This is a genomic window from Herbaspirillum sp. 1130 (assembly GCF_017833835.1).
Lineage (GTDB): Bacteria > Pseudomonadota > Gammaproteobacteria > Burkholderiales > Burkholderiaceae_D > Herbaspirillum > Herbaspirillum huttiense.
On sequence record NZ_JAFICQ010000004.1, the window covers coordinates 585,169 to 607,038 of the forward strand.

Genomic DNA, 21,870 nt, shown 5'->3' on the forward strand with positions numbered 1-21,870 from the left:
CACGCATGAGCCTTTATCTGAACGCCCTCGGCATGGTCTGTCCGCTCGGCAGCACGCATGAGGCCATCCGCGCGCGCCTGTTGGCCGGCCACAGCGGCCTGCGCGCCGATGCGCGCTACCGCGACGCCCAAGGCGCGCCGCTGGCCCTGGGCGCGGTGACCGATGACACGCTCCTTCCCGCAGACGACCACCTGCCGCTGCGCGAGCGCAGCCGCAACAACCGCCTGGCGCTGGCGGCGCTGGAACGTATCCGTCCTCAGGTCGATGCCGCCATCGCCCGTTACGGTGCAGAACGCATCGGCATCGTGCTGGGCACCAGCACCTCCGGCATCGCCGAGGGCGAAGCCGCCTTTGCGGCGCGTGCCGCCAGCGGCCGCTTCCCGTCCGGCTACCACTACGGCCAGCAGGAGCTGGGGTCGCCGGCCGCCGCGCTGCAACTGACGCTGGGCACCAGCGGTCCGGCCTACGTGCAATCGAGCGCCTGCGCTTCCAGCGGCAAGGCCATCGCCAGCGCCGCGCGCCTGCTCAACATGGGCCTGTGCGATGCCGTCCTCTGCGGCGGGGTCGATACCTTGTGCGAATTCACCATCTCCGGCTTCACGGCGCTGGAATCGGTAAGCAGCGAACGCTGCAATCCGCTCTCGCTGCATCGCTGCGGCATCAACATCGGCGAGGGTGCAGCGCTGTTCCTGCTCACGCGCGAACGCGCACCGGTCCGGCTCAGTGGCTGGGGCGAGTCTTCCGATGCCTATCACGTCTCGGCCCCCGATCCCGAAGGCCGGGGCGCACAACTGGCCATCGGCCAGGCCCTGCGCCGCGCCGGACTCAATGCCGCCCAGATCGATTACATCAACCTGCACGGGACGGCCACGGCGCAGAACGATGCGATGGAGTCACGCGTGGTGCAGGCACTGTTCGGGCTGGAGGTACCGGTGAGTTCGACCAAGCCCTTCACCGGCCATACCCTGGGTGCGGCCAGCGCCATCGAAGCCGGCCTGTGCTGGCTGCTGATGCAGGATGACAACCCGCACGGCCTGCTGCCGCCCCATCTGTGGGATGGCGTTGCCGATCCGGCGCTGCCGCCATTGGCTCCGGTCAAGGTCGGCCAGTGCCTCGGCAGGCCACTGCAGCACGTACTCTCCAATTCATTCGCCTTTGGCGGCAGCAATGTCGCGCTGGTCTTTTCGCGCGAGGAAAACGCATGAGCTCGCTCCCGCACAGCATCCCGCCGGTAGAGCAGTTGTTGCCGCACGCCGCGCCCATGATTCTCATCGACCGCGTGGTCGCAGTGAGTGAAGACCGGCTGCAGGCCGAGCTGGAGATCCGCCCCGAGAGCCTGTTCCACAACGGCACTGGCGTGGGCGCCTGGGTCGGCATCGAATACATGGCCCAGAGCATCGCAGCCTGGGCCGGTTACCAGGAACGGATCAAGGGCGGCCACGCCAAGATCGGTTTCCTGCTGGGGGCACGCCGCTATGGCTGCAGCGTGCCGGAGTTCGCCACCGGCATGCGGCTGGGTGTATCGGTGCAGTTGCTGCTGCAGGCGGAGAACGGACTGGGTTCCTTCGAGTGCCGCATCACCGACCTGGCGACCCAACAAGAACTGGCGCAAGCCACCGTGTCGGTATTCCAGCCGCACGATGCAACACACTATCTTCAAGAAGGCATGGCATGACCACATCGGGAGCACACAGCATTTTCGTTACCGGCTCAAGCCGGGGCATCGGCCGCGCCATCGCGCTGCGCCTGGCACGCGAGGGATATGACATCGTCCTGCATTGCCACGCCCGGCGCGATGCTGCCGACCAGGTCGCCGCCGAGATCGCCGCGCTGGGCCGCCAGACCCGCGTGCTGCAATTCGACGTGGCCCATCGCGAACAGGCCGCGCAGGCCCTGCTGGCCGATGTGGAACAGCACGGCTGTTACTACGGCGTGGTCTGCAATGCCGGCATCACCCGCGACAACGCCTTCCCCGCCATGCCGGGCGAGGACTGGGACAGCGTGCTGCGCACCAACCTCGATGGCTTCTACAACGTGCTCAACCCGCTGGTCATGCCCATGGTGCGGCGGCGGGCGGCCGGCCGCATCGTGACCCTGGCCTCGGTGTCGGGCCTGATCGGCAATCGCGGCCAGGTCAACTACAGCGCCGCCAAGGCCGGTGTCATCGGTGCCACCAAGGCACTGGCGCTGGAACTGGCCAAGCGCGACATCACCGTCAATTGCGTCGCGCCCGGCCTGATCGATACCGACATGACCGAAGACGCCCCCGTCGACGAGATCCTCAAACTGATCCCCGCGCGCCGCGCCGGCAAACCCGAAGAAGTGGCCGCCGCCGTGGCCTTCCTGATGTCGCCCGATGCGGCCTACATCACGCGCCAGGTGATCTCGGTCAACGGAGGCCTGGCATGACGCGCCCTCGCAACGAGCGCCGGGTGGTGGTCACCGGCATGGCCGGCATCAGTCCCATCGGCACCGACTGGAACAGCGCGCTGGCGCATCTGCAGACCCTGCGCAATGCCGTGCAGCGCATGCCCGGATGGGATGAATACATTGGCCTGCACACCCGCCTGGGAGCACCAGCCGTGGAGTTTTCGCTGTCCGAACGCTACAACCGCAAGACCACCCGCAGCATGGGCCGGGTCGCCCTGATGGCTACACGCGCCAGCGAATGGGCTCTGGCCGATGCGGGGCTGCTGGAAGATCCGCTGCTCAAGAGCGGCCAGTTGGGTATCGCCTACGGATCTTCGGCCGGTACGCCCAATGCCATTGCCGACTTCGCCATGATGTTCGCCGAGAAGAACACCCGCGACATCAATGCCAACACCTACCTCAAAATGATGGCGCATACGGCACCGGTGAACATGGGCGTGTTCTTCGGCATCACCGGCCGCATCATCACCACCTCCAGCGCCTGCACCTCCGGCAGCCAGGGCATCGGCTATGCCTATGAAACCATCCGCAGCGCGCGCCAGGTGGCGATGGTGGCCGGCGGTTCGGAAGAGTTGTGCGCCACCGAGGCTGCCGTCTTCGACACCCTCTACGCCACCAGCGTGCGCAACGACACGCCGCAGCTCACCCCCAGCCCCTTCGACCGCGACCGCGACGGCCTGGTGCTGGGCGAAGGGGCAGGCAGCCTGATCCTGGAAGACCTGGAACACGCCCAGGCACGCGGTGCCCGCATTTATGCCGAGATCGTCGGCTTCGGCACCAACAGCGACGGTGCCCACGTCACCAATCCCAATGCGGCCACCATGCAGGCAGCCATCCAGATGGCGCTGGACGACGCCGGCTTGCCGCCCTCGGCCATCGGCTACATCAATGCGCACGGCACCGGTACCCGCCAGGGCGACATGGCCGAAACCCAGGCCACCGCGCGCGTGTTCGGAAACGGTACGCCGATCAGCTCGCTCAAGAGCTACATGGGCCACACCCTCGGGGCCTGCGGAGCGCTGGAAGCCTGGCTGTCCATCGAGATGATGCGCCACGGCTGGTTCGCCCCCACCATCAACCTGCAGCAGCCCGACCCGGAGTGCGGCGACCTGGACTACCTCACCGGCGATGGCCGGGCGCTGCAGTGCGAGTACGTGATGTCGAACAACTTTGCCTTCGGCGGCATCAACACCTCGCTGATCTTCAGGCGCTGGCCCTGACCTCCTCCTGCCCCTCCCTCTGCATCCACTCATGACAAGGAAAACAAGCGATATGAAGACAATTTCCCTCACCCTCGCACTCACCCTGGCGCTGGCCGCCGCCCTGCCGGCCCAGGCGCGCGATACCAAGCACCTGCTGCCGCTGGACAGTACCGCCGACATGAAGGACAAGGAAGGAATCCTGGATGGCTCGGTCAAGTTCTACTTTGCCGGCCAGGCGCACCCGGCAGTGCTGGAGAAGATCGCCACCGACGTCACCAACCAGAAGACCAATGCCGTTGGCAAGAGTGATGAAGAGGCCTGCAAGTGGGTCTTCCTCTCGGCGCTGGTACAGCTGCACAAGAAGGCCCGCGAGCTGGGCGGCAATGGCGTGGTCAACATCGTGAGCTATTACAAGAAGAATGAAATGGCCAGCGCCACCCAGTTCGAATGCCACGCCGGTGCCACCATGGCCGGTGTCGCCCTCAAGGGTGACATCGTCAAGCTGGGCCAGTAAGCCGCCATGCCATCCACCGTGGCCTGGGTCGTGGATGGCCGCGCCTTCGTCGGCGCGGACGCGTGCCCGGCCACGCTGGGCCGGCTGGCTGCGGTCCTGTCTCCGGATGAGCGCACGCGCCTGCAAGGCTTCCTGCGCCCGCAGCGCGCCTGCGAATTCCTGCTGGCGCGGCTGCTGATGCGGCATGCGCTGATGCAGGCCAGCGGTTGCCGCCTGGACGATATCGAAGTGAGCGAACGGCACGGTGCCGCCCCGCTGGTGCGCATCGCCGGCGCGCCCGCTGATGGCATCACACAGCCAGCGGCCAGCCTCTCGCACAGCCGTGGCTGGATCGCCTGCGGCGTGAGCGTAGGCACGCAGATCGGCGTGGACATCGAAGCACCGGCTCCCGCACGCGACCTGTCTTCACTGGCCGATCTAGCCTTCACGCCGCAAGAATTGTCTGGCCTGGCAGAGCTCAGCGGGGATGAACGGGAAGCCGCCTTCTATCGCCTGTGGTGTGGCAAGGAGGCCGATTACAAATTTCGTCACAATGCCGCCCGGCACGAAGGTCCCGTGGCCGCCGATGCCACGCCGTTTCTGCATCACGAGCAAGGGACGCACTATCACCTGTGCGTATGTACTGCAAGGCCGGCGCGGCAGCATCGTACCCAAGACCTTGCGCTGCAGGCGCTGCTGGAGATGGCGGCTAGCAGTACGGCGCTGGGAGCGTAGCCAGAAGCCAGCAATACAGTGGCAATACACAAGCAAGACCAAAGCAATACAGCAGCAAACCGGAGCAATACACCTTCGCATGGCGCGAGCAATACAGTGGCACTCCGGAGCAACACACAAGACCTACAACCAGCAGACACTTCAAGGGGAAATCATGTCCGCATCACGCACCTGGCTGCTCGCAGCCGGCACACTTCTGTTGACCACCGCCTGCTCCACGCCGGAAGAGCGGATGGCAAAGCTGCAGATCAAGCAGCAGCGGTTGGAGATCAAGGCGCAGCAAGCAGCACAGCGCAACGAGGCCCGCAATGAATTGCGCAACAAGGTTCAGGCAAGCGCAGTGACCGACCAGCGCGGACCGTACGAGAACGTGATCAAGGCCCTGGCCAGCTGCGACGCCAGCTTTGCGGCCACCTTGCGCCAGTTCTCCGGCAGCCTGCCGCCGGCCTTCGTAGTCACGCTCAAGGGCCCGGTAGCCAGCATCGATGTGCCGGATCGTCGCACACCCGGCAGCAACCGCATTGCGGCCGCTGGCAGCGCTCAGGCCTACGGCCAGACCCTGAGCGGCTATTACGACGAGCGCACGGAAAGCAACGGCCAGTTGCAGAAGATGAGCTGGGGCTTCTACAGCCCGGCCGCGCCGGAACAGCTGGCCAAGGTGCTGGGCGCGGCCATCCCCAACTTCAAGCGCACCAGCCGCGAACTGGACGGCAACTACGTGCGCATGGAAATCTTCGATCGCGGCGGCTGGCACCGCACGACGCGCTTCGACTATTACCGCGGCCAGTCCAACGTGCTGGGGGAACGGACCCTGGTCATCGAACCCTCGCGCGACCCCGCCTTCCCCGGCAGCCGCATCGGCTGCTCGGTGCGCGGTGCACAAGTGGCGCAGTTCCAGGATGAGTTGCGGCCTGAGGTGGATTGACGTCTGGCATGGAGATGAACGGGCCGGTTCAAGCCGGCCTCCTCTTCATGTACATCTTGTGGCCGGACCGCAAAAAAGCTAGCGTATGCCCTCATCTATTTGGAGCATGGTCATGCGCTACCGCTTATACGCCAACCCCGTCGGCTTTCTCATCGGCCAGCACGGAAGACACCCGGAAGTCCGGGCCTTGTTGCAGATCCTGGCGCAGGGCGACCAAGAGGTCATCACGGGTAAAGTCAGCGGCGTTGGAATGGTCGTCGCCAGACTCTATGCCAAACATTGATGCGTAAATGCATCAATGCCTCACCGCCCCACACAAACAAAACTCCCCGCCTCATTCACGGACCCGCTCCCCCGATACTGCGGCCAAGCCGGATACCGGCACAGCGGCCGGCTGCGGCCCGGTACCACGGTGGTATCCACCACGATCTGATCCACCGGTGCCTTCCCCTGCTCCACCCATTGCTCCAGCGCAGTCAGTGAATCCCAGGACGCATTGAAAGCCGTACCAAACACGTGCCCATAGCCGGGGATCTCGTAATAACGCACGAAGCCCTCAAGCTGCTGTTCCCCTATCGCCTTCTGCAAGCGCCCCAGATACTGCCGCGTGGCCTGCGTGCTGACCAGCGCATCGGCCGTGCCATGCGCGATCAGGATCTTGCCGCCCTTGTTGCGGAAGGCCGAAAGATCGGTCTGATTCACATCCTGCAAGCCGTTCAACGCCACCACCCGCGCCTGATACCCGCCCGGCCGCAGCGGATCCAACGCCAGCGGATTGAAGTTAACATCGCGCGTAACGAAGTAGCGCACCCACTGATCCCAGAAGGTGCTGTGATACGGCGGACTGCCTTTGCTGCTCACGCCCGGCATCGGATTGGCGGGCTGCTCGGTGCCCAGTCCCAGTGTCTGGATGATGGCCTGGAAAGGACTGCCCGTGCCCATGCCCCAATCCGTGCCCCAGGTGTTGAATCCCGGATAGCGCGTCTCGCCGCTGGCCAGTGGATAAGGCAACTCCAGCGGCGTGCTGAAGACCTTGAAGGCAGCAATCTGCGCGTCCGACAGGCAACCGTCGCCGCCCTCGCCTCCGCCTTCGCAACGCAAGGGCTTGCCGTTGAGCGAGGCCGTGGCCGGATCGAAACGCGCATTGCAGGCATCAACGTTGCTGATGACGCCATCGGCCACGCCATCAAGACGGTCACACGCCGCCATGGCGGCATCGAACAGGAGCTTGCGCTTGGCCGCATCGGGGTAAGCCCCCGGCTGCGCCATGGCCTGCGTCATGCGGCCAAACTGCAGGTTCAGTGCGACGGCATTCCAGGCCGGATACAAGGCGATCACCCCATCCACATCAGAGGGCCAGCGACTGGCCATGGCCAGGGCTTCACGTCCGCCCGTGGAGCCGCCGGCGAAATACACCCGTGCAGGCCGCTGTCCATAATGGGCGGTGACGATGGCCAGCGCCGCGTCGCGCGTCTTCTTCAAGGCATCGCCCGCGAAATTGCGCAAGGCTTCGTCGTTGCTGCCAAACGAACCATCGCGCGAGGTGGTGGCATTGGCCTGGTGGCCGGAATCGCTGGCGAAGGTGGCATAGCCGCGCCCCAAGGGACCGGGCTGCGTGGCCGCGCCGGCAGGGACGTTGGCGGCCACGTCCGGAATGGTGCCGTCATAGCCGCCGCCACCGAACATCAGGGCCTTTCCATTCCACTGCGCCGGCAGGTCCACCTGGAAGCGGATCGCCGGTGCAGCGGGATCGACCGGGCTGATCTCGCCACTCACCTTGCAGTAAGCACCAACAGCCTTGGCGCCGTCGCCGCTGGCAACCACGCTCTCGATGGCCGTCACGCGTGCGCCGCGCGTGGGCAGGCCGATGGCTGCGGCCGGAAGGGTGAAGGTACGCAAGGCGGTGCAGCTTTGCGGCGTGCTCACCGGCGTGTCGGTGACAGGCTTCTCGGGCGCGCTGCTGCATGCGGCCAGCAGCGCGATGAGGCAAGGACTCAACAAGGCCGGATACAGCATGGGCCTGCGGGTGGTTCGTGGCATGGCGGTCTCCTGATGGTCTCAACGTTGTCTACGTAACGCTTGCACCGCCACACTATACGTCACTCAGGCGCACGCCCCTGCCAGGCATTCTCCAGCAAGGTCCGCAATGCCGTCCGCGCCAGCGGGCGCGGATTGGCATAGGCATTCTGCAGGGCGATGTCGGTGCAGCGATCCAGCTCCTCATGCGGCATGCCCAGCTCGCGCAGGGACAACGGTGCCTGCAGCCGGGCAGCCAATGCATGCACACCTTGCGCGGCATCGTCGGTCCCCAGGGCGCGCGCGATGCGCTGCATGGCTTCCGGTGCCGCCGGTGCGTTGTAGGCCAGCGCGTGCGGCAGGATCACGGTATGCGTCTCGGCATGCGGCAGGTTGTAGCTGCCGCCCAGCGTGTGGCACAGCTTGTGATGCAGTGACATGCCGACATTGCCCAGCACCGTGCCACACAGCCAGGCCCCATACAGACACTGGCTGCGCGCGGCCAGATCAGCGCTGCGCGCCACCAGCTGCGGCAAGCCCTCCGCCAGTGCGCGCAACCCCTCTTCGGCCAGCAGCGACATGATGGGGTTGGCATCCGGCGCATAGAGGCCTTCGGCTGCATGCGCCATGGCATTGATGCCGCTGGTCACCGACAGCTTCAGCGGCAAACCCGCGCTCAGTTCGGGATCGTAGATGACCGTGCGCGGCAGCACGCGCGCATCGCGCCCGGTCTTCTTGAGGCCGGCTTCGGTGACGCCATAGATGGGCGTCATCTCGCTGCCGGCATAGGTGGTCGGGATGGCCAGGATGGGCAGTTCGGATTCCAGTGCGATCGCCTTGCCCAATCCCATGGTGGAACCGCCGCCGATGGCGATGGCGCAGTCCGCACCGAGTTCGCGTGCGACTTCACGGGCATGGCGCGCGGTCTCGATGGGCACGTGCATGACGGCCTGGTCGAATATCCCGGCACAGCGCTCACCGATCAGGGCGGCGACGCGCTCGGCCTCGGCGCGCTGGCCGGGCGTGCACAGCACGAGGGCGCGACGCGCGCCCAGCAGGTCGGTTTCGCGCACCAGGTGCTGCAGGCTGCCGGCACCGAAGATCACACGGGCGGCGGAACTGGTATAGGTAAAACTGTTGTGGGCAGGCAGGGACATGGCAGGATCAGGTGCGCTGAGGATTGAGGATGAAATCATAGTCCAGCGTGTAGAACGGTTGCTCACAGGTGCTGCCATCGGGCGCGCGTCCGGCCTCATGGCGCGGCCAGTCGGCGATGAGCGTGGAGCGCACGCCGAAGACGGCATCGGACTCCAGATACGCGTCCCCGCGGCGGAAGACATGGGTGATCAGCGTCTCATATCCCTCGGCCTGGATGCGGAAATGCAGGTGCGCCGGCCGCCAAGGATGACGGCCCAGCGTCTCCAGCATCTTGCCGACCGGTCCGTCATGCGGGATCGGATACGAATTGGCGAGGATGCTGCGGAAGTGGTAGCGTCCCTGCGCATCGGTATGCAGCGTGCCGCGCGCCTGCAACTGGTCGAGGTCGGGATACTGGACATCATAGAAACCATCCTCATCGGCTTGCCACACTTCCATCCTGGCATGCGCGACGGGCTGGCCATCGCGCCCGCGCACGCTGCCGCTGACGAAGCAGGGCTGGCCCTTGGCTCCGTTGGAGATATCCGCACCCAGCGGATAGACCGGCGAATTCTCCACGTGGAAGGGACCGAATACGGTCGCCTCGGTGCAGCCGGCGGGCTTGTGATTCTGCTGCGCCATCACCAGCGTCGACAGTCCCAGGGTATCGGACAGGAGGATGAATTCCTGGCGCTTGTCGGAACACAGCTGCCCGGTCTCGGTGAGGAAGCGGATGCCCTCGAACCATTCCTCCTCGGTCAGTTGTACCTCGCGCGCGAAGGCATGCAGGTGCTGCACCAGGCTGGTCATGATCTGGCGCAGCCGTTCATTGGGCATGCCGGCATGGCGCGCCAGCACGGCCTGGGTAATGGTGTCTTCATTGAGATTGAGCATGGTCTCCTCGTCGCTGTTGTGTGTTGTGTGTTGTGTGTTGTGTGTTGTGCGTGTGTGTTGTAATTGGACTGATTTTTCCGCTGAGCGGTAATATAGGTCTTATCTTTTCGCAGATATATGACGAAAGTGGAAAACTGTTTTCCACTTCGGCCCGCTCCCTTCCCCGGAAAGCCCGTCCCATGGACCGCTGGAATCAATTCGAACTCTTCGTGCAGGTGGCCGAGCTGGGCAGCCTCTCGCGCGCCGCCGAGGCGCTGGGGATGTCCAATGCTGCCGCCAGCCGCAGCCTGGCCGCGCTGGAGGAGCGCCTGGGCGCGCGCTTGGTGGAACGCAGCACGCGCCGGCTGGGGCTGAGCCAGGCGGGCGAGGCCTTCTATCGCCACTGCAAGGCGGCGCTCACGCAGATGAAGGAAGCCGAAGCCCTGGTCAATGCCAACAGCGTCGCCCCCGGCGGCCTGCTGCGGGTGACTTCCTCGCTGTCCTTCTGCATGAAGCACATCAGCCCGCTGCTGCCGCGCTTTCATCGTCTCTATCCGGACATCACGCTGGAGGTGGTCGCGGCCAACCGCTACGTCGACCTGCTCGACAGCGGCATCGATGTCGCCATCCGCACCCGCGAGTTCGAGCCGGATTCCAATATCGCCGTGCGCCGGCTGGCCGCCACGCGCCGCATCCTGGCGGCTTCGCCCGGCTATCTCGCCGCTCGCGGCGTGCCGCGCGCGCTCGATGACCTGGCCGCGCACGACCTGCTGGTGTACAGCCACTCCAACCATCCCAACCTGCTGCACTTCACCCATCGCGATGGCCGCGAACGGCAGCTCGACATCACTGCCCTGATGCAGTCCAACGATGGCCAGATCATCCGCGCGGCAGCACTGGAAGGCCTGGGCATCCTGATCCAGCCCAACTACATCATCTATGACGACGTCGTCGCCGGCCGCCTGGTGCCAGTGCTGGACGAATGGGACCTGCCGCGCCTGACCATCAACATCGCCTACCAGGGCCGCAAGCATCTGCCGGCCCGGGTGCGCGTCTTCGTCGACTTCCTGCTGCAGCATTTCGAGGAAATGGACTATGAGCGCAAGTGGACACGATGAGCAGCGCTGCGCAAGCATTTACCGTACATTCCACCGCACCATACCAATTGGTAAATATTAAATACCGATCAGTATCTTTTATCTTATACTGGTAGTAATCTTGTTGCCCGAGGTGTTGCTGACACCTCGACAGTGTATTGCTGATCGCCTTGCAGACTGTATTGCCAAGGCCCTCAGCGTGTACTGAAGAACACCGCCGACTGTATTGGCGGCATGCAGCGCACTGTATTGCTCGCTGACAAGACTGTGATGCCGCTTCTTGCCCATGAGGAGACCCCCGATGCCCGATGCCACCGTTCGCTCCCTCGATCTGCAACAGGGTCTGCGCCAGCAGCACCTGCGTCTGACCTGCTGCGCGCTGTTCCTGATGGCGCTGTTGACCCTCTGGCCCGGCCGCGCCGCACACGCTGCACAACCCTGGCGCGAAGCCTTGCCCGCGCAGATCCAGACCGTGGGCAGCGGCACCATGACCTGGCTGGGTTTCCGCATCTATCAGGCCACGCTGTGGGCAGCGCAGAAGCCGCTGGATGAAAGCCAGCCCTTTGCCCTGCAACTCGACTACAAGGTCAAGATCAGCCGCGACAAGCTGGCCTCCACCTCCATTGAAGAGATCCAGCGCATGAGCCCGGCCCCCATCGCCGGGCCGACGCTGGCGCGCTGGAAAAGCGAACTGAACCGCGCCTTCGTCGACGTCGCCGACGGCGACGAGCTCGTCGGTGTCTACCTGCCCCAGCGCGGCATGCGCCTGTATGACCGCGACAAGATGCTGGCCGAGATCGCCGATCCCGAACTGGCCCGCTCTTTCTTCAACATCTGGCTGGGCCAGCCCAGCCGCGATGAAAGCCTGCGCCGCCGCCTGCTCGGGGAAACGCCTTGAGCACAGCCCCGCAGCCCGCAACGCCCCCCTCCGCGCGCCTGAGCAATGCCGCCTACGGCCTGCTGGGCGCGCCGCTGGCAATGGCCGCGCTGCCGCTGTTCGTGCAGATCCCGGCTTACTACGCCAGCCATGTCGGCGTGGCCCTGGCACCGCTGGGTTGGGTGCTGTTCGCCGCGCGCCTGCTGGACATGCTGCAGGATCCCCTGTTTGGTCACTTGCTGGATCGCTCGGCGCAACGCCAGAAGCGCTGGATGGCGGCTGCCGGGGTGGTGCTTGCAGTTGCCTTCATCTGTCTCTGGAAGCCACCCTCCACGCCGCAGGCGGCCATGGTGTGGCTGGTGGCGATGCTGGTGCTGGCCTATGGCGCGCACAGCATGCTGAGCATCGCCTATCTGTCGTGGGGCTCGCGCCTGCCGGAACAAGGCATGCGCGCCGTCCCCTGGCGTGAAGGTGCGGGGCTGGCCGGCGTGATCCTGGCCAGTGTGGTGCCGGTCGGCATCCTGGCCTCCGATCCGGCGCTCATCGACCAGCGCATCACCTGGTACTGCCTGTTCTTCGGCGCGGTCCTGGGCGTGGCGCTGCTGTTGCTGCTGCGCCAGCCGGCTCCGCCGATGATGGCGCAGGGCGAGCGCTGGGCCGAGTCGCTGCGCGGACTGTGGGCCAACCGGGCGTTTCGTTCGCTGCTGCCGCCTTATCTGCTCAATGCCCTGTCGGCCGCCATCCCGGCTACGCTGGCGCTGTTCTTCATCGAGGATCAATTGCAGGAACGCGCGCTGGCTGGCGGCTTTCTTGCAGCCTACTTCGGCGCCGCCGCAGTGGGACTGCCGCTGTGGAGCGCGCTGGCACGCCGCTTCGGCACCATCGCCTGCTGGCGTCAGGCCATGCTGCTCTCCATTGCCGGCTTTGTCGGTGCGGTCCTGCTGGGGCCGGGCGACCGCTGGGCGTTTCTGCTGGTGTGCCTGGCCACCGGTGCAGCACTGGGTGCCGACCTGCTGCTGCCCCCCGTCCTGCTGGCGCGGGTGGTCACGCAGCGCGCTTCGGTGGGTGCCGCCTTCGGCATCCTGACCATGCTGGGCAAGCTGGCCCTGGCGCTGGCAGGCATCGCCCTGCCACTGCTGTCAGCGCTCGATTACCAACCCGGCCAAGGGCCCAGCAGCAGCCTGCCGCTGGTCTACGCGGCCCTGCCTTGCGTGCTGAAACTGGCGGCGTTCGTGGCGCTGGGGCGCTATGGCCGTCAGCACGCTGCCTGAGCGATTTTCCGTTCGCAGATCATGAAGAAAAAGACCGACACGCACGCCACTCCCGCCTCCACCCTGCGCCTGATCCTGGGCGACCAGTTGAATGCGCAGCATTCCTGGTTCGACCACGCCGATCCTGAGGTGGTCTATCTGCTCATGGAAGTGCGTTCCGAAACCGACTACGTGCTGCATCACGCGCAAAAGATCCTGGCCATCTTCGCGGCCATGCGGGCCTTCGGCGAGCAGTTGCGCGCGGCCGGACACCGGGTGCGCTATGTCCGTCTGGATGATCCCAGCAACCGCCAGTCGCTGGTGGACAATCTCGATGCCCTGGCCGCGCACTACCAGGCCAGCCGCGTTGAATGGCAGGCACCGGATGAATGGCGCGTCGACCAGGCCCTGCAGCAATGGGGCGACACCTGGGCGCAGGCCCATCAGGGCCAGACCGCCGTGGTCGACAGTGAACACTTCCTCACTGCGCGCAATGAATTGCCGCGCCTCTTTGAAGGCCGCAAGCAATGGCTGATGGAGCATTTCTATCGTCAGATGCGCCGCCGCTTCGAACTGCTGCTCGATGCCGACGGCAAGCCCGAAGGCGGCCAATGGAATTTCGACCACGACAATCGCAAGCGCTGGCCCGGCAATCCGCCCGAGCCCCGGGATTGGCGCCAGCCGCACGACCATGGCGTCCTGTGGGAGATGCTGCAGGCACAAGGTGTGCGCAGCTTCGGCGAGCCCCAGGCCACGCAGCTGCGCTGGCCGCTGGACCGTACCGAAGCCCTGCAGCACCTGGATCACTTCATCACCACCGTGCTGCCGCACTTCGGCGACTATGAAGACGCCATGAGCAGCAAGGCCCGGCGCCTGTTTCACTCGCTGCTGTCCTTCGCGCTCAATGTGAAGATGCTGCATCCGCTGGAAGTGGTGCGCCGCGCCGAGGAGGCCTGGCGGGAAGGCAAAGCGCCGCTGGCGGCGGTGGAAGGTTTCATTCGCCAGATCATCGGCTGGCGTGAATATGTGCGTGGCATCTACTGGTCGCAGATGCCCGGCTATAACGAGCGCAACGCACTGGCGCACCGCCTGCCGCTACCAGCCTGGTTCTGGACCGGACAAACCCGCATGAACTGCCTGCGCCACGCCATCGGCCAGTCGCTGGAGACGGCCCATGCGCATCACATCCAGCGCCTGATGGTGATCGGCAATTTCGCCCTGCTGGCCGGGCTCGATCCCAAGGAACTGCACCATTGGTACCTGGGCATCTACATCGATGCCTTCGAGTGGGTGGAACTGCCCAACACCCTCGGCATGAGCCAGTGGGCCGATGGCGGCATCATCGCCACCAAACCGTATGTCAGCAGCGCCGCCTACATCGGCCGCATGAGCGATTATTGCCAGGGCTGCGCCTACGATCCCAAGCAGAAAACCGGCGCCGACGCCTGCCCCTTCAATGCCCTGTACTGGGATTTCTTCCTGCGCCATCAATCCACCTTCGGCAACAACCCGCGCATGGGCATGGCCTATCAGCAGATCAAAAAAATGCAGCCCGACGAGGTCCAGGCCCTGCAACAACGCGCGGCCGACCTGCGCAGCCAGCTCGATACCCTCTGAACCCGCACCGGCAGGCGCTCCCAGCGCGCGATAATTGCTGCCGGCTGCGGAAAACGCAGGCAAAATACACAAAATCTGACGAACTCACGAAATTCTCTGCATAATGGGCCGTCAAAGGCTTGCCCATGGGCAGCACTGTTGCTTTTCGTCGAAAAACGATTATACCGAATTCAAATTCTATCTAATGAATTTGATTTATTTGTGTAAAATACCGATAATGAATTTATGAAAACCGCAAAGACAACCAGCTCCGAGGTGTGCACCACGCAGGAAGCGGCGCACATCCTGGGCATCTCGGTGTCCTCCGTCCAGCAGTTGGTGGAGGCCGGCATCATTGAGGCCTGGAAGACCAAGGGCGGGCACCGCCGCATTCCGCTGGCGGCGGTGCATGCCTACAAGTCCACGCCGGGCTCCTCGTCGTCCGGCGAGACGGCCGAGCACGGACGCAGCAGTCCGGCAGCGCGTCCCGGCAACGGCCGCACCGCCGTGCTGGTGATCGAGGACAACCGCCTGCAGCGCGAGCTGTATGCCGGTGCCCTCGGCTCTTGGGGCCTGCCGCTGGATCTGGTGTATTGCGACAACGGTTACAAGGCGCTGCTGGAGATCGCGCGCAGCAAACCCGACGTGGTGCTGGCCGATATCGTGATGGAAGGCATGGATGGCTACGAAGTGGTCAAGACCATCCTCCACGATCCGGAGCTGCAGGATGTGAGCATTGCCATCGTCAGCAGCCTGGATGCGGAAGAGATGGCCATGCGCGGCGGTATTCCGGCCGGGGTGGTGTTCTTCCCCAAACCGGTCAATTTTGATGAATTGCGCGGTTACATGCGGGCCTGCTGTGCCCGCAGGGAGCGCGAGACCCGCTAAGGGATCAACCAAGAAAGGCCAGCAGTGCCATGGATGACCGGAAACACCCCCCTCTCCCCCTCCGGTTCGCGCGCATCGACCTGCGCCTGGCCCTGGGCCTGTTTTCGCTGTTGCTGATCTGCGGTCTCTGGCTGGGGGCGTTCAAGGAACTCAACGCCAGCCGCGAGAACCATCTGCAGGATGCCCGCCGCGATGCCCAGTCGCTGTCGCGGCTGTTCCTCGAACATGCCTACCGCACCATCGAGGCCGCCGACCAGGCCGCGCTCTATCTGCGCTATCGCTATGCAGAGCGCGGCCAGTCGCTGGACCTGGCTACCGAGATCTCCAACGGCCTGGTGGCCCGCAATGTCTACAACCTCTTCACCATCGTCGATGCCAAGGGTGACGTGGTGCTCTCCAGCAAGCCCTTCACTCCGCTCAACCTGGCCGACCGCGAGCACGTACAGGTGCACATGCAGGGTGGCGAAGACAAGCTGTTCATCAGCAAGCCGGTGCTCGGGCGCGTCTCCAAGAAATGGTCGCTGCAGCTGACCCGCCGCATCAACCGTCCTGACGGCGGCTTTGGCGGCGTGATCGTGGTCTCCATTGATCCCCAGTATTTCACCAGCCTCTACCACCAGATTGATGTGGGCCGCCATGGTGTCATCACTCTCGTCGGCACCGACGGCGTGGCGCGCGTGCGCCGCACCGGCGACCTCGATGCCATGGGCGAGCAGGTCAGCGGCGGCAAGGTCTACAACGCCATGCTGGCGCAGGGCAGCGGCGTGATCGAAGCGGCCAGCCGCATCGATGGCCGCGAGCGCATCTATGCCTTCCACAAGCTGCGCGACTATCCGCTCTATGCCTCTGTCGGCATGGATATCGAGGAACGTCTGGCCCCTTATTACCGTGAGCGCAACCGGACCCTGACGCAGGCGTCGCTGATCACGCTGGCCGTGCTGATCTTCAATACCGCACTGATCTGGATGGCCGGCTCGCTGGTGCGGAGCCGCCAGGAAGCCATGCAGGCCAGCCACGCCAAGTCGCGCTTCCTGTCCAACATGTCGCATGAATTCCGTACCCCGCTCAACGGCGTGCTGGGCTATTCGGATGCGCTGCGTGAGGAACTGGGCGAGTCGCCGCTGGCGCAATACGCCACCGCCATCCATGACAGCGGCAACCGCCTGCTGGAACTGGTCGAGTCCATCCTCGAAGTGACCGCCCTGGAAGACCGCCGCGTGGCCGTGCATCGGGAACCGGAGAACATCCGCGAACTGGTCAGCCAGGCCATCGCCCGCCATTATCAGGCGGCCCAGACCAAGGGCCTGCAGCTGGAATGCCGTATCAGCGACGACGTCCCGCAGATCATCGTATGCGACCAGCGCAAGGTTCTGCGCGTGCTGGAAAACCTGATCGGCAATGCCGTGCGCTATACCGACACCGGGCGCGTGCTGGTCGAAGTTGACCGCAGCAGCGACCAGCTGGCGATCCGCATCAAGGACACCGGCATCGGCATTCCCGCCGGGCAACTCGATACCATCTTCGAGAAGTTCACCCAGGCCGATGACAGTGAGCGCCGCGCCAAGGACGGCGCGGGCCTCGGGCTGACCATCGCGCAACGGCTGGTGACGCTCATGGGGGGCCAACTCATGTTACAGTCCAAACAACATCAAGGATCGACGTTCAGCTTCACATTGCCGCTGCAAGAGCCGAAGTAAATCGGCCGCCAAGCCATGAGAACAGAGGGGATTACCGTGCAACTGGGCCAGTCACTGACCGATTATCACCACATCGACCCGAGCCAACTGCTGGAAGCGGTGGGCGGGGACACCGGCACCGTCGCCTCACTGGCGCGCACCTTCGCCGACAGCGCGCCGGCCATCTTTGCCCGGCTGGAACAGGCTGCCCGGGATGGCAATGCCGAGCGCAGCCGGCACGAAAGCCATAGCCTCAAAGGCATGAGCGCCATGTTCCAGGCCCAGGCGCTGACGATGCTGCTGCAGCAGACCGAGCAGGCCGCCCGCAACGGCCAGACGCCGCGTCCGGAAGAACTGGCGCAATTGCAGGCCAGCTTCGCGCTGGTGCTGGATGAAATCGGGCGCTGCGCGCGCTCCTTTCCCCAGTCCTGACCTGCACGGGCGCATCTTCCCTGCCCGCCCTGCCCATGACGCCATCCACGCCTGCTCCCGGCTCGCCGCCCGCACCGCCGCGCATCCGCAAATCCGCCGTCACGCTCGGTGCCCTGCTGTTGGGGCTGCTGGCGGCGACCGTCTTCATTTCCGGCAGCCTGCTGTACCGCGCCAGCCTCAACGACTGGCGCAACGACCTGGCCACGCTGTCCACGGTGCTGGCCGAAAGCACCGCCCAGACCATCTCCTCGGCCCGGCTGGTACTGGATAGCATCCAGTCCGACATCGAAGCCGCCAACGTCAGCGATGACGCCCAGCTGCGCGAACACGTCAGCACGCCCGAGTACTCCCGGACCATGCGCGAAAAGATCCGCGGCCTGCCCTTCATCTCGGGCATCGGCATCAGCAATGCGCAGGGCCGCATCATCAGCCTGTCCCGCGTATTTCCGCCGCCACCGCTGGACCTCACCGACCGCGACTACTTCTTTCATCACAGCCAGAATGCCTCGACCGAGGATTTCCTGAGCGAACCGGTCAATTCGCGCGCGGCGGGCGTACCCACCTTCTATCTCACCCGCCGCATCAATGATCGCCAGGGCCGCATGCTGGCCATCGTGGTGGTGGCGCTGCCCTGCGCGTTCTTTGAAGATTTCTTCAGTGCGGTGACCAAGGACAAACCCTTTTCCATCCTGCTCGCACGCGAGGACGAGAAACCCCTGATCGCCACCTCCCTGGTGCACGACACCACCGTGCGGCGCGACATCAAGCCGCTGGCCGACCTGCACCTGCCGCGCCCGCCCGGCACCGACGCCAAGCAACCCTATTACTTCATGCAGGCGCACTGGCTGGGCATCCACCGGCCGGTACGCAATGCGCCGATGTACCTGGAAATCGGCGTGACCGACAAGGTCTATTTCAGTGAATGGCTGGAATCGATGTATCCCTTGATGCTGGTGGCGGCCATCAGCCTGGTCGGCCTCATCGGCGGCTTCGGCGTGGCCCTGCGCCAGGTCCGGCGGCGCGAACAGGATGCGCAGCTGGCCCTAGAACTGAAGGAAGAAGCGGACCATGCCAACCAGGCCAAGTCGCGGTTCCTGGCCATGGTCAGCCATGAAATCCGCACCCCGATGAACGGCATCCTGGGCCTGTCCGAACTGCTGATGGAATCGGGCCTGTCGAGCAAACAGCAGCACTATGCCGACAGCATCCACAACGCCACCGGCGGACTGGTGCGCATCATCAACGACATCCTCGATTTTTCCAAGATCGAATCCGGCAAGCTGGATCTGGAGGGCGTGGCCTTCCACCCGGCGCGGCTGGTGCGTGAGGTGGCCGAACTGTACCGGCCCTCGATCCACAACAAGGACGTGCAGCTGGATGTGCGCATCGATTGCGACGACGCGCTCTGTCTGGTCGGCGACCCCTCGCGCCTGAAACAGGTGCTGGGCAACCTGCTGAGCAATGCCATCAAATTCACCCAGGCCGGCTATGTGCGGCTGAGCATGTCGGCGCAACGTGAAGAGGAAAGTCCGGAGCGCTGGCGGCTCTTCTTCGCCATCGCCGACAGCGGCATCGGCATTGCCCCGGAAGCGCTGGCCCAGCTGTTCCAGCCCTTCACCCAGGCCGACACCTCGATTTCGCGCCGCTTCGGCGGCACCGGGCTGGGCCTGGCCATCAGCAAGAATCTGGTGGAACTGATGGGCGGCAAGATCGCCTGCCAGAGCGTGCCGGGGCAGTCCACCAAATTCAGTTTCGACATCCTCTGCCCGGAAGGGGTGGCGGAAGCCCGCCCGGACGCGGCCCCGGAGACGGTAATGAAGAATAAGGCTTCACTTGCACCGGAAGCCCCCGCCAGCGCCGCCTCCTTCCCGCCAGCGCCTCCCGCGCAGATGCCCCCGCTGTCGGCGCTGACGCCGCCGCCTGCACCTGCAGGGGCAGCTTCGCCCCTTACCGGGGCGCGCATCCTCGTGGCCGAAGATACCGAAATCAACCGCCAGTTGCTGCGCATCCTGCTGGCGCGCCGCGGCTGCATCCTGGAAGAGGTGGAAAACGGCCAGATGGCCCTGGATGCCCTCCGCAGTGCCAGCTATGACCTGGTGCTGATGGATTGCATGATGCCCATCATGGACGGCTACCAGGCCACCGCCGAAATCCGCGCCTTTGAACAGGCCAACGGCCGCCCGCGCACGCCCATCATCGCCCTGACCGCCAGCGCCATCGAAGGCGACCGCCAGCGTTGCCTCGACGCCGGCATGGACGACTACCTCAGCAAACCCTTCACCCAGGTCGGGCTGATGAATGCCGTCGAAAAGTGGCTGCAGAAAGCATGAAAACGCCAAATTTCCTCAGGATTCAGGAAAATCCTTAAGGAAATAAAACAACTGCTTAAATTGTTTTATTTGATTTATTTGTTTGGCCGTCCTATGATGGTTCCTGAGCGCACATCACTATTCCAAATACAGCGCATTGATCAGGAGTGTCATCATGAAATGGTTCTACGATCTGAAGATCGCCCACAAGCTCAACGCCGGTTTCCTGGTGGTGTTGGTGTTCATTGTGGGCCTGGGGGGCTTCTCGCTGATCCAGCTTGAGCAAGTCAACAAGAGTTCTGCCGAACTGGCGCGTGACTGGTTGCCCAGCATCGACAGCCTGTCCAAGATCAGCCTGGCGCTGGCTCGTTCGCGCAGCTTCGACATGCAGCAGGTGCTGACCGACGACAAGAAGGAAGAACAGGCGGCGCGCGAACGCGGCAACAAGCAGATGGCGCTCCTCGAAAAGGAAATGGCGCGCTATGCCACTCTGGTCTCGGACCCGCGCGAAAAGGAGCTGCAACCCGAAATCGGGCGCAACATCGCCGCCTACAAGGCCGCCCACGAGCGCATGGAAAAGCTGTTCATTGATGGCCAGAAGCAGGCAGCCTATACCGTCCTCACTGCCGACTCCACGCCCGTCTATCGCAAGCTGCAGGACATGATCAATGAACTGACCGAGGTCAACGCCAAAGGCGCTGCGGCCTCCGAACTGGCAGCCGGCAAGGTGTACGAGCAAGCGCGCATGGCCATCTTCGTACTGATCGCCGCCTGCGTCGTGCTGGCCCTGACCTTGTCCTGGTGGATTGCCCGCCTGGTCTCGCGTCCGCTGACCCAGGCCGTCTCGATTGCCCGCCAGGTGGCCGAAGGCGACCTCACCGCCCGCATCCCCACCGACGGCGGCCGCGACGAAACCGCCCAGTTGATGGCCGCCCTGAAACAGATGAACGACAACCTGCTCAACATCGTGCAGGAAGTCCGCACCGGCACCGACACCATCAGCACCGCCTCGGCCGAAATCGCCACCGGCAACATGGACTTGTCCTCCCGAACCGAACAACAGGCCGGTGCCCTCGAAGAAACCGCGTCGGCCATGGAAGAACTGACTTCCACCGTGCGCCAGAACTCCGACAATGCACGCCAGGCCAACCAGCTGGCGGTCAACGCATCGGAGGTGGCCGAAGCCGGCGGCCAGGTAGTGGGAAAGGTTGTTCACACCATGGATGCCATCAATGAATCGTCGCGCAGAATCGCCGACATCATCGGCGTCATCGACGGGATCGCCTTCCAGACCAACATCCTGGCCCTGAACGCCGCCGTGGAAGCGGCCCGTGCCGGGGAGCAGGGACGCGGCTTCGCGGTGGTCGCCTCGGAAGTGCGGTCGCTGGCCCAGCGCAGCGCTTCGGCCGCCCATGAAATCAAGGCCCTGATCGACGATTCGGTGGCGAAGGTCGATACCGGCACCAAGCTGGTCGGCGAAGCCGGCCAGACCATGAACGAGGTGGTGGCCAGCGTCAAGCGCGTCTCCGACATCGTGGCCGAGATCACCGCCGCCGGGGCCGAGCAGAGCCAGGGCATCGAGCAGATCAACAATGCGGTGGTGCAGATGGATGAAAACACCCAGCAGAACGCCGCCCTGGTGGAACAGGCTGCCGCCGCCGCCAAGGCGCTGCAGGAACAGGCAGCGCGCCTGAGCCAGACGGTGGGTGTGTTCCGCCTTGATGCCAGCGACGTTCCGGCCACGGTGCATGCCAAGCCTGCCAAGCCGGCGATGGCCGCCGCCGCGGCGCGCAACATCACTCCGGCCCGTCCGGCAGTGGCCGCACCGCGTGCCAGAAGCCTGGGCCAGACTGCACCGGCGACACGCCCGGTCACACCGGCCAAAAGCCAACACGACAGCGCCGACAACGGCGACTGGGAACAATTCTGAAGAC

Annotated in this window: 20 protein-coding genes; 17 read left to right on the forward strand and 3 right to left on the reverse strand. The window is 64.6% G+C overall.

The genetic code is table 11. The features are described from left to right. Positions 1-5: 5 nt before the first annotated feature. The 8 genes from JOD78_RS20495 (at position 6) to JOD78_RS20530 (ending at position 6,068) form a co-directional block, all read left to right on the forward strand. On the forward strand, positions 6-1,205 hold the full coding sequence (locus tag JOD78_RS20495) for a beta-ketoacyl-[acyl-carrier-protein] synthase family protein (RefSeq protein WP_134136652.1): 1,200 nt from the start codon (positions 6-8) through the stop codon (positions 1,203-1,205). Then, complete coding sequence (locus tag JOD78_RS20500; RefSeq protein WP_121043573.1) at positions 1,202-1,675, forward strand: hotdog family protein; 474 nt, start codon at positions 1,202-1,204, stop codon at positions 1,673-1,675. Before JOD78_RS20495 ends, JOD78_RS20500 begins: the two co-directional genes overlap by 4 nt. Next, positions 1,672-2,409 carry a 3-oxoacyl-ACP reductase FabG gene (gene fabG / locus JOD78_RS20505; protein WP_039787283.1) on the forward strand — a complete coding sequence of 246 codons (738 nt, stop codon included), beginning with the start codon at positions 1,672-1,674 and terminating at the stop codon, positions 2,407-2,409. The genes JOD78_RS20500 and fabG overlap by 4 nt, the downstream gene beginning before the upstream one ends. Continuing rightward, a complete protein-coding gene (locus JOD78_RS20510; protein WP_134136650.1) occupies positions 2,406-3,650 on the forward strand; it encodes a beta-ketoacyl-ACP synthase in 1,245 nt (414 codons plus the stop codon). The genes fabG and JOD78_RS20510 overlap by 4 nt, the downstream gene beginning before the upstream one ends. Before the next feature lie 52 nt (positions 3,651-3,702). After that, on the forward strand, positions 3,703-4,146 hold the full coding sequence (locus JOD78_RS20515) for an excinuclease ATPase subunit (protein WP_204725926.1): 444 nt from the start codon (positions 3,703-3,705) through the stop codon (positions 4,144-4,146). Positions 4,147-4,152: 6 nt separating this feature from the next. Next, positions 4,153-4,860, forward strand: a complete 708-nt coding sequence (locus JOD78_RS20520) for a 4'-phosphopantetheinyl transferase superfamily protein (protein ID WP_121043581.1) — start codon at positions 4,153-4,155, stop codon at positions 4,858-4,860. Positions 4,861-5,014: 154 nt separating this feature from the next. Next, on the forward strand, positions 5,015-5,785 hold the full coding sequence (locus JOD78_RS20525) for a hypothetical protein (protein ID WP_121043584.1): 771 nt from the start codon (positions 5,015-5,017) through the stop codon (positions 5,783-5,785). Positions 5,786-5,897: 112 nt separating this feature from the next. Then, positions 5,898-6,068, forward strand: a complete 171-nt coding sequence (locus tag JOD78_RS20530; protein ID WP_158601272.1) for a hypothetical protein — start codon at positions 5,898-5,900, stop codon at positions 6,066-6,068. Between the two features lie 20 nt (positions 6,069-6,088). Here JOD78_RS20530 and JOD78_RS20535 read toward each other — a convergent pair whose 3' ends face one another. Genes JOD78_RS20535 through JOD78_RS20545 form a run of 3 tightly spaced genes read right to left on the reverse strand, consistent with a single transcriptional unit; the run spans position 6,089 to position 9,832 of the window. Then, positions 6,089-7,825 carry a tannase/feruloyl esterase family alpha/beta hydrolase gene (locus JOD78_RS20535; protein ID WP_209567511.1) on the reverse strand — a complete coding sequence of 579 codons (1,737 nt, stop codon included), beginning with the start codon at positions 7,823-7,825 and terminating at the stop codon, positions 6,089-6,091. Positions 7,826-7,884: 59 nt separating this feature from the next. Further along, on the reverse strand, positions 7,885-8,958 hold the full coding sequence (locus JOD78_RS20540) for a maleylacetate reductase (RefSeq protein ID WP_209567514.1): 1,074 nt from the start codon (positions 8,956-8,958) through the stop codon (positions 7,885-7,887). Between the two features lie 7 nt (positions 8,959-8,965). Further along, a complete protein-coding gene (locus JOD78_RS20545) occupies positions 8,966-9,832 on the reverse strand; it encodes an intradiol ring-cleavage dioxygenase (RefSeq protein ID WP_209567515.1) in 867 nt (288 codons plus the stop codon). Between the two features lie 179 nt (positions 9,833-10,011). On the opposite strand from JOD78_RS20545, the gene JOD78_RS20550 reads away from it, so the two are divergent. The 9 genes from JOD78_RS20550 (at position 10,012) to JOD78_RS20590 (ending at position 21,866) form a co-directional block, all read left to right on the forward strand. After that, the gene (locus JOD78_RS20550; protein ID WP_039787485.1) at positions 10,012-10,929 is read left to right on the forward strand and encodes a LysR family transcriptional regulator; all 918 of its coding nucleotides are present in this window, start codon (positions 10,012-10,014) and stop codon (positions 10,927-10,929) included. Positions 10,930-11,209: 280 nt separating this feature from the next. Next, positions 11,210-11,806: a chalcone isomerase family protein gene (locus tag JOD78_RS20555; protein ID WP_134136646.1), complete on the forward strand. Its 597-nt coding sequence runs from the start codon at positions 11,210-11,212 to the stop codon at positions 11,804-11,806. Beyond that, positions 11,803-13,056, forward strand: coding sequence for an MFS transporter (locus JOD78_RS20560; protein WP_245202218.1), 1,254 nt, complete (start codon positions 11,803-11,805; stop codon positions 13,054-13,056). Before JOD78_RS20555 ends, JOD78_RS20560 begins: the two co-directional genes overlap by 4 nt. 21 nt (positions 13,057-13,077) lie before the next feature. After that, positions 13,078-14,652, forward strand: coding sequence for a cryptochrome/photolyase family protein (locus JOD78_RS20565; RefSeq protein ID WP_209567517.1), 1,575 nt, complete (start codon positions 13,078-13,080; stop codon positions 14,650-14,652). 225 nt (positions 14,653-14,877) lie between these two features. Further along, a complete protein-coding gene (locus JOD78_RS20570; protein ID WP_134136643.1) occupies positions 14,878-15,519 on the forward strand; it encodes a response regulator in 642 nt (213 codons plus the stop codon). A gap of 29 nt (positions 15,520-15,548) precedes the next feature. After that, positions 15,549-17,216 carry an ATP-binding protein gene (locus JOD78_RS20575; RefSeq protein ID WP_199725103.1) on the forward strand — a complete coding sequence of 556 codons (1,668 nt, stop codon included), beginning with the start codon at positions 15,549-15,551 and terminating at the stop codon, positions 17,214-17,216. 15 nt (positions 17,217-17,231) lie between these two features. Further along, positions 17,232-17,627, forward strand: a complete 396-nt coding sequence (locus JOD78_RS20580) for an Hpt domain-containing protein (RefSeq protein ID WP_121043605.1) — start codon at positions 17,232-17,234, stop codon at positions 17,625-17,627. A gap of 35 nt (positions 17,628-17,662) precedes the next feature. Continuing rightward, positions 17,663-19,957, forward strand: a complete 2,295-nt coding sequence (locus tag JOD78_RS20585; protein ID WP_209567519.1) for a response regulator — start codon at positions 17,663-17,665, stop codon at positions 19,955-19,957. Positions 19,958-20,111: 154 nt separating this feature from the next. Then, positions 20,112-21,866 (forward strand): methyl-accepting chemotaxis protein, encoded by a 1,755-nt coding sequence (locus JOD78_RS20590; protein WP_209567523.1) that lies wholly within the window; start codon positions 20,112-20,114, stop codon positions 21,864-21,866. The last annotated feature ends 4 nt before the right edge of the window (positions 21,867-21,870 follow it).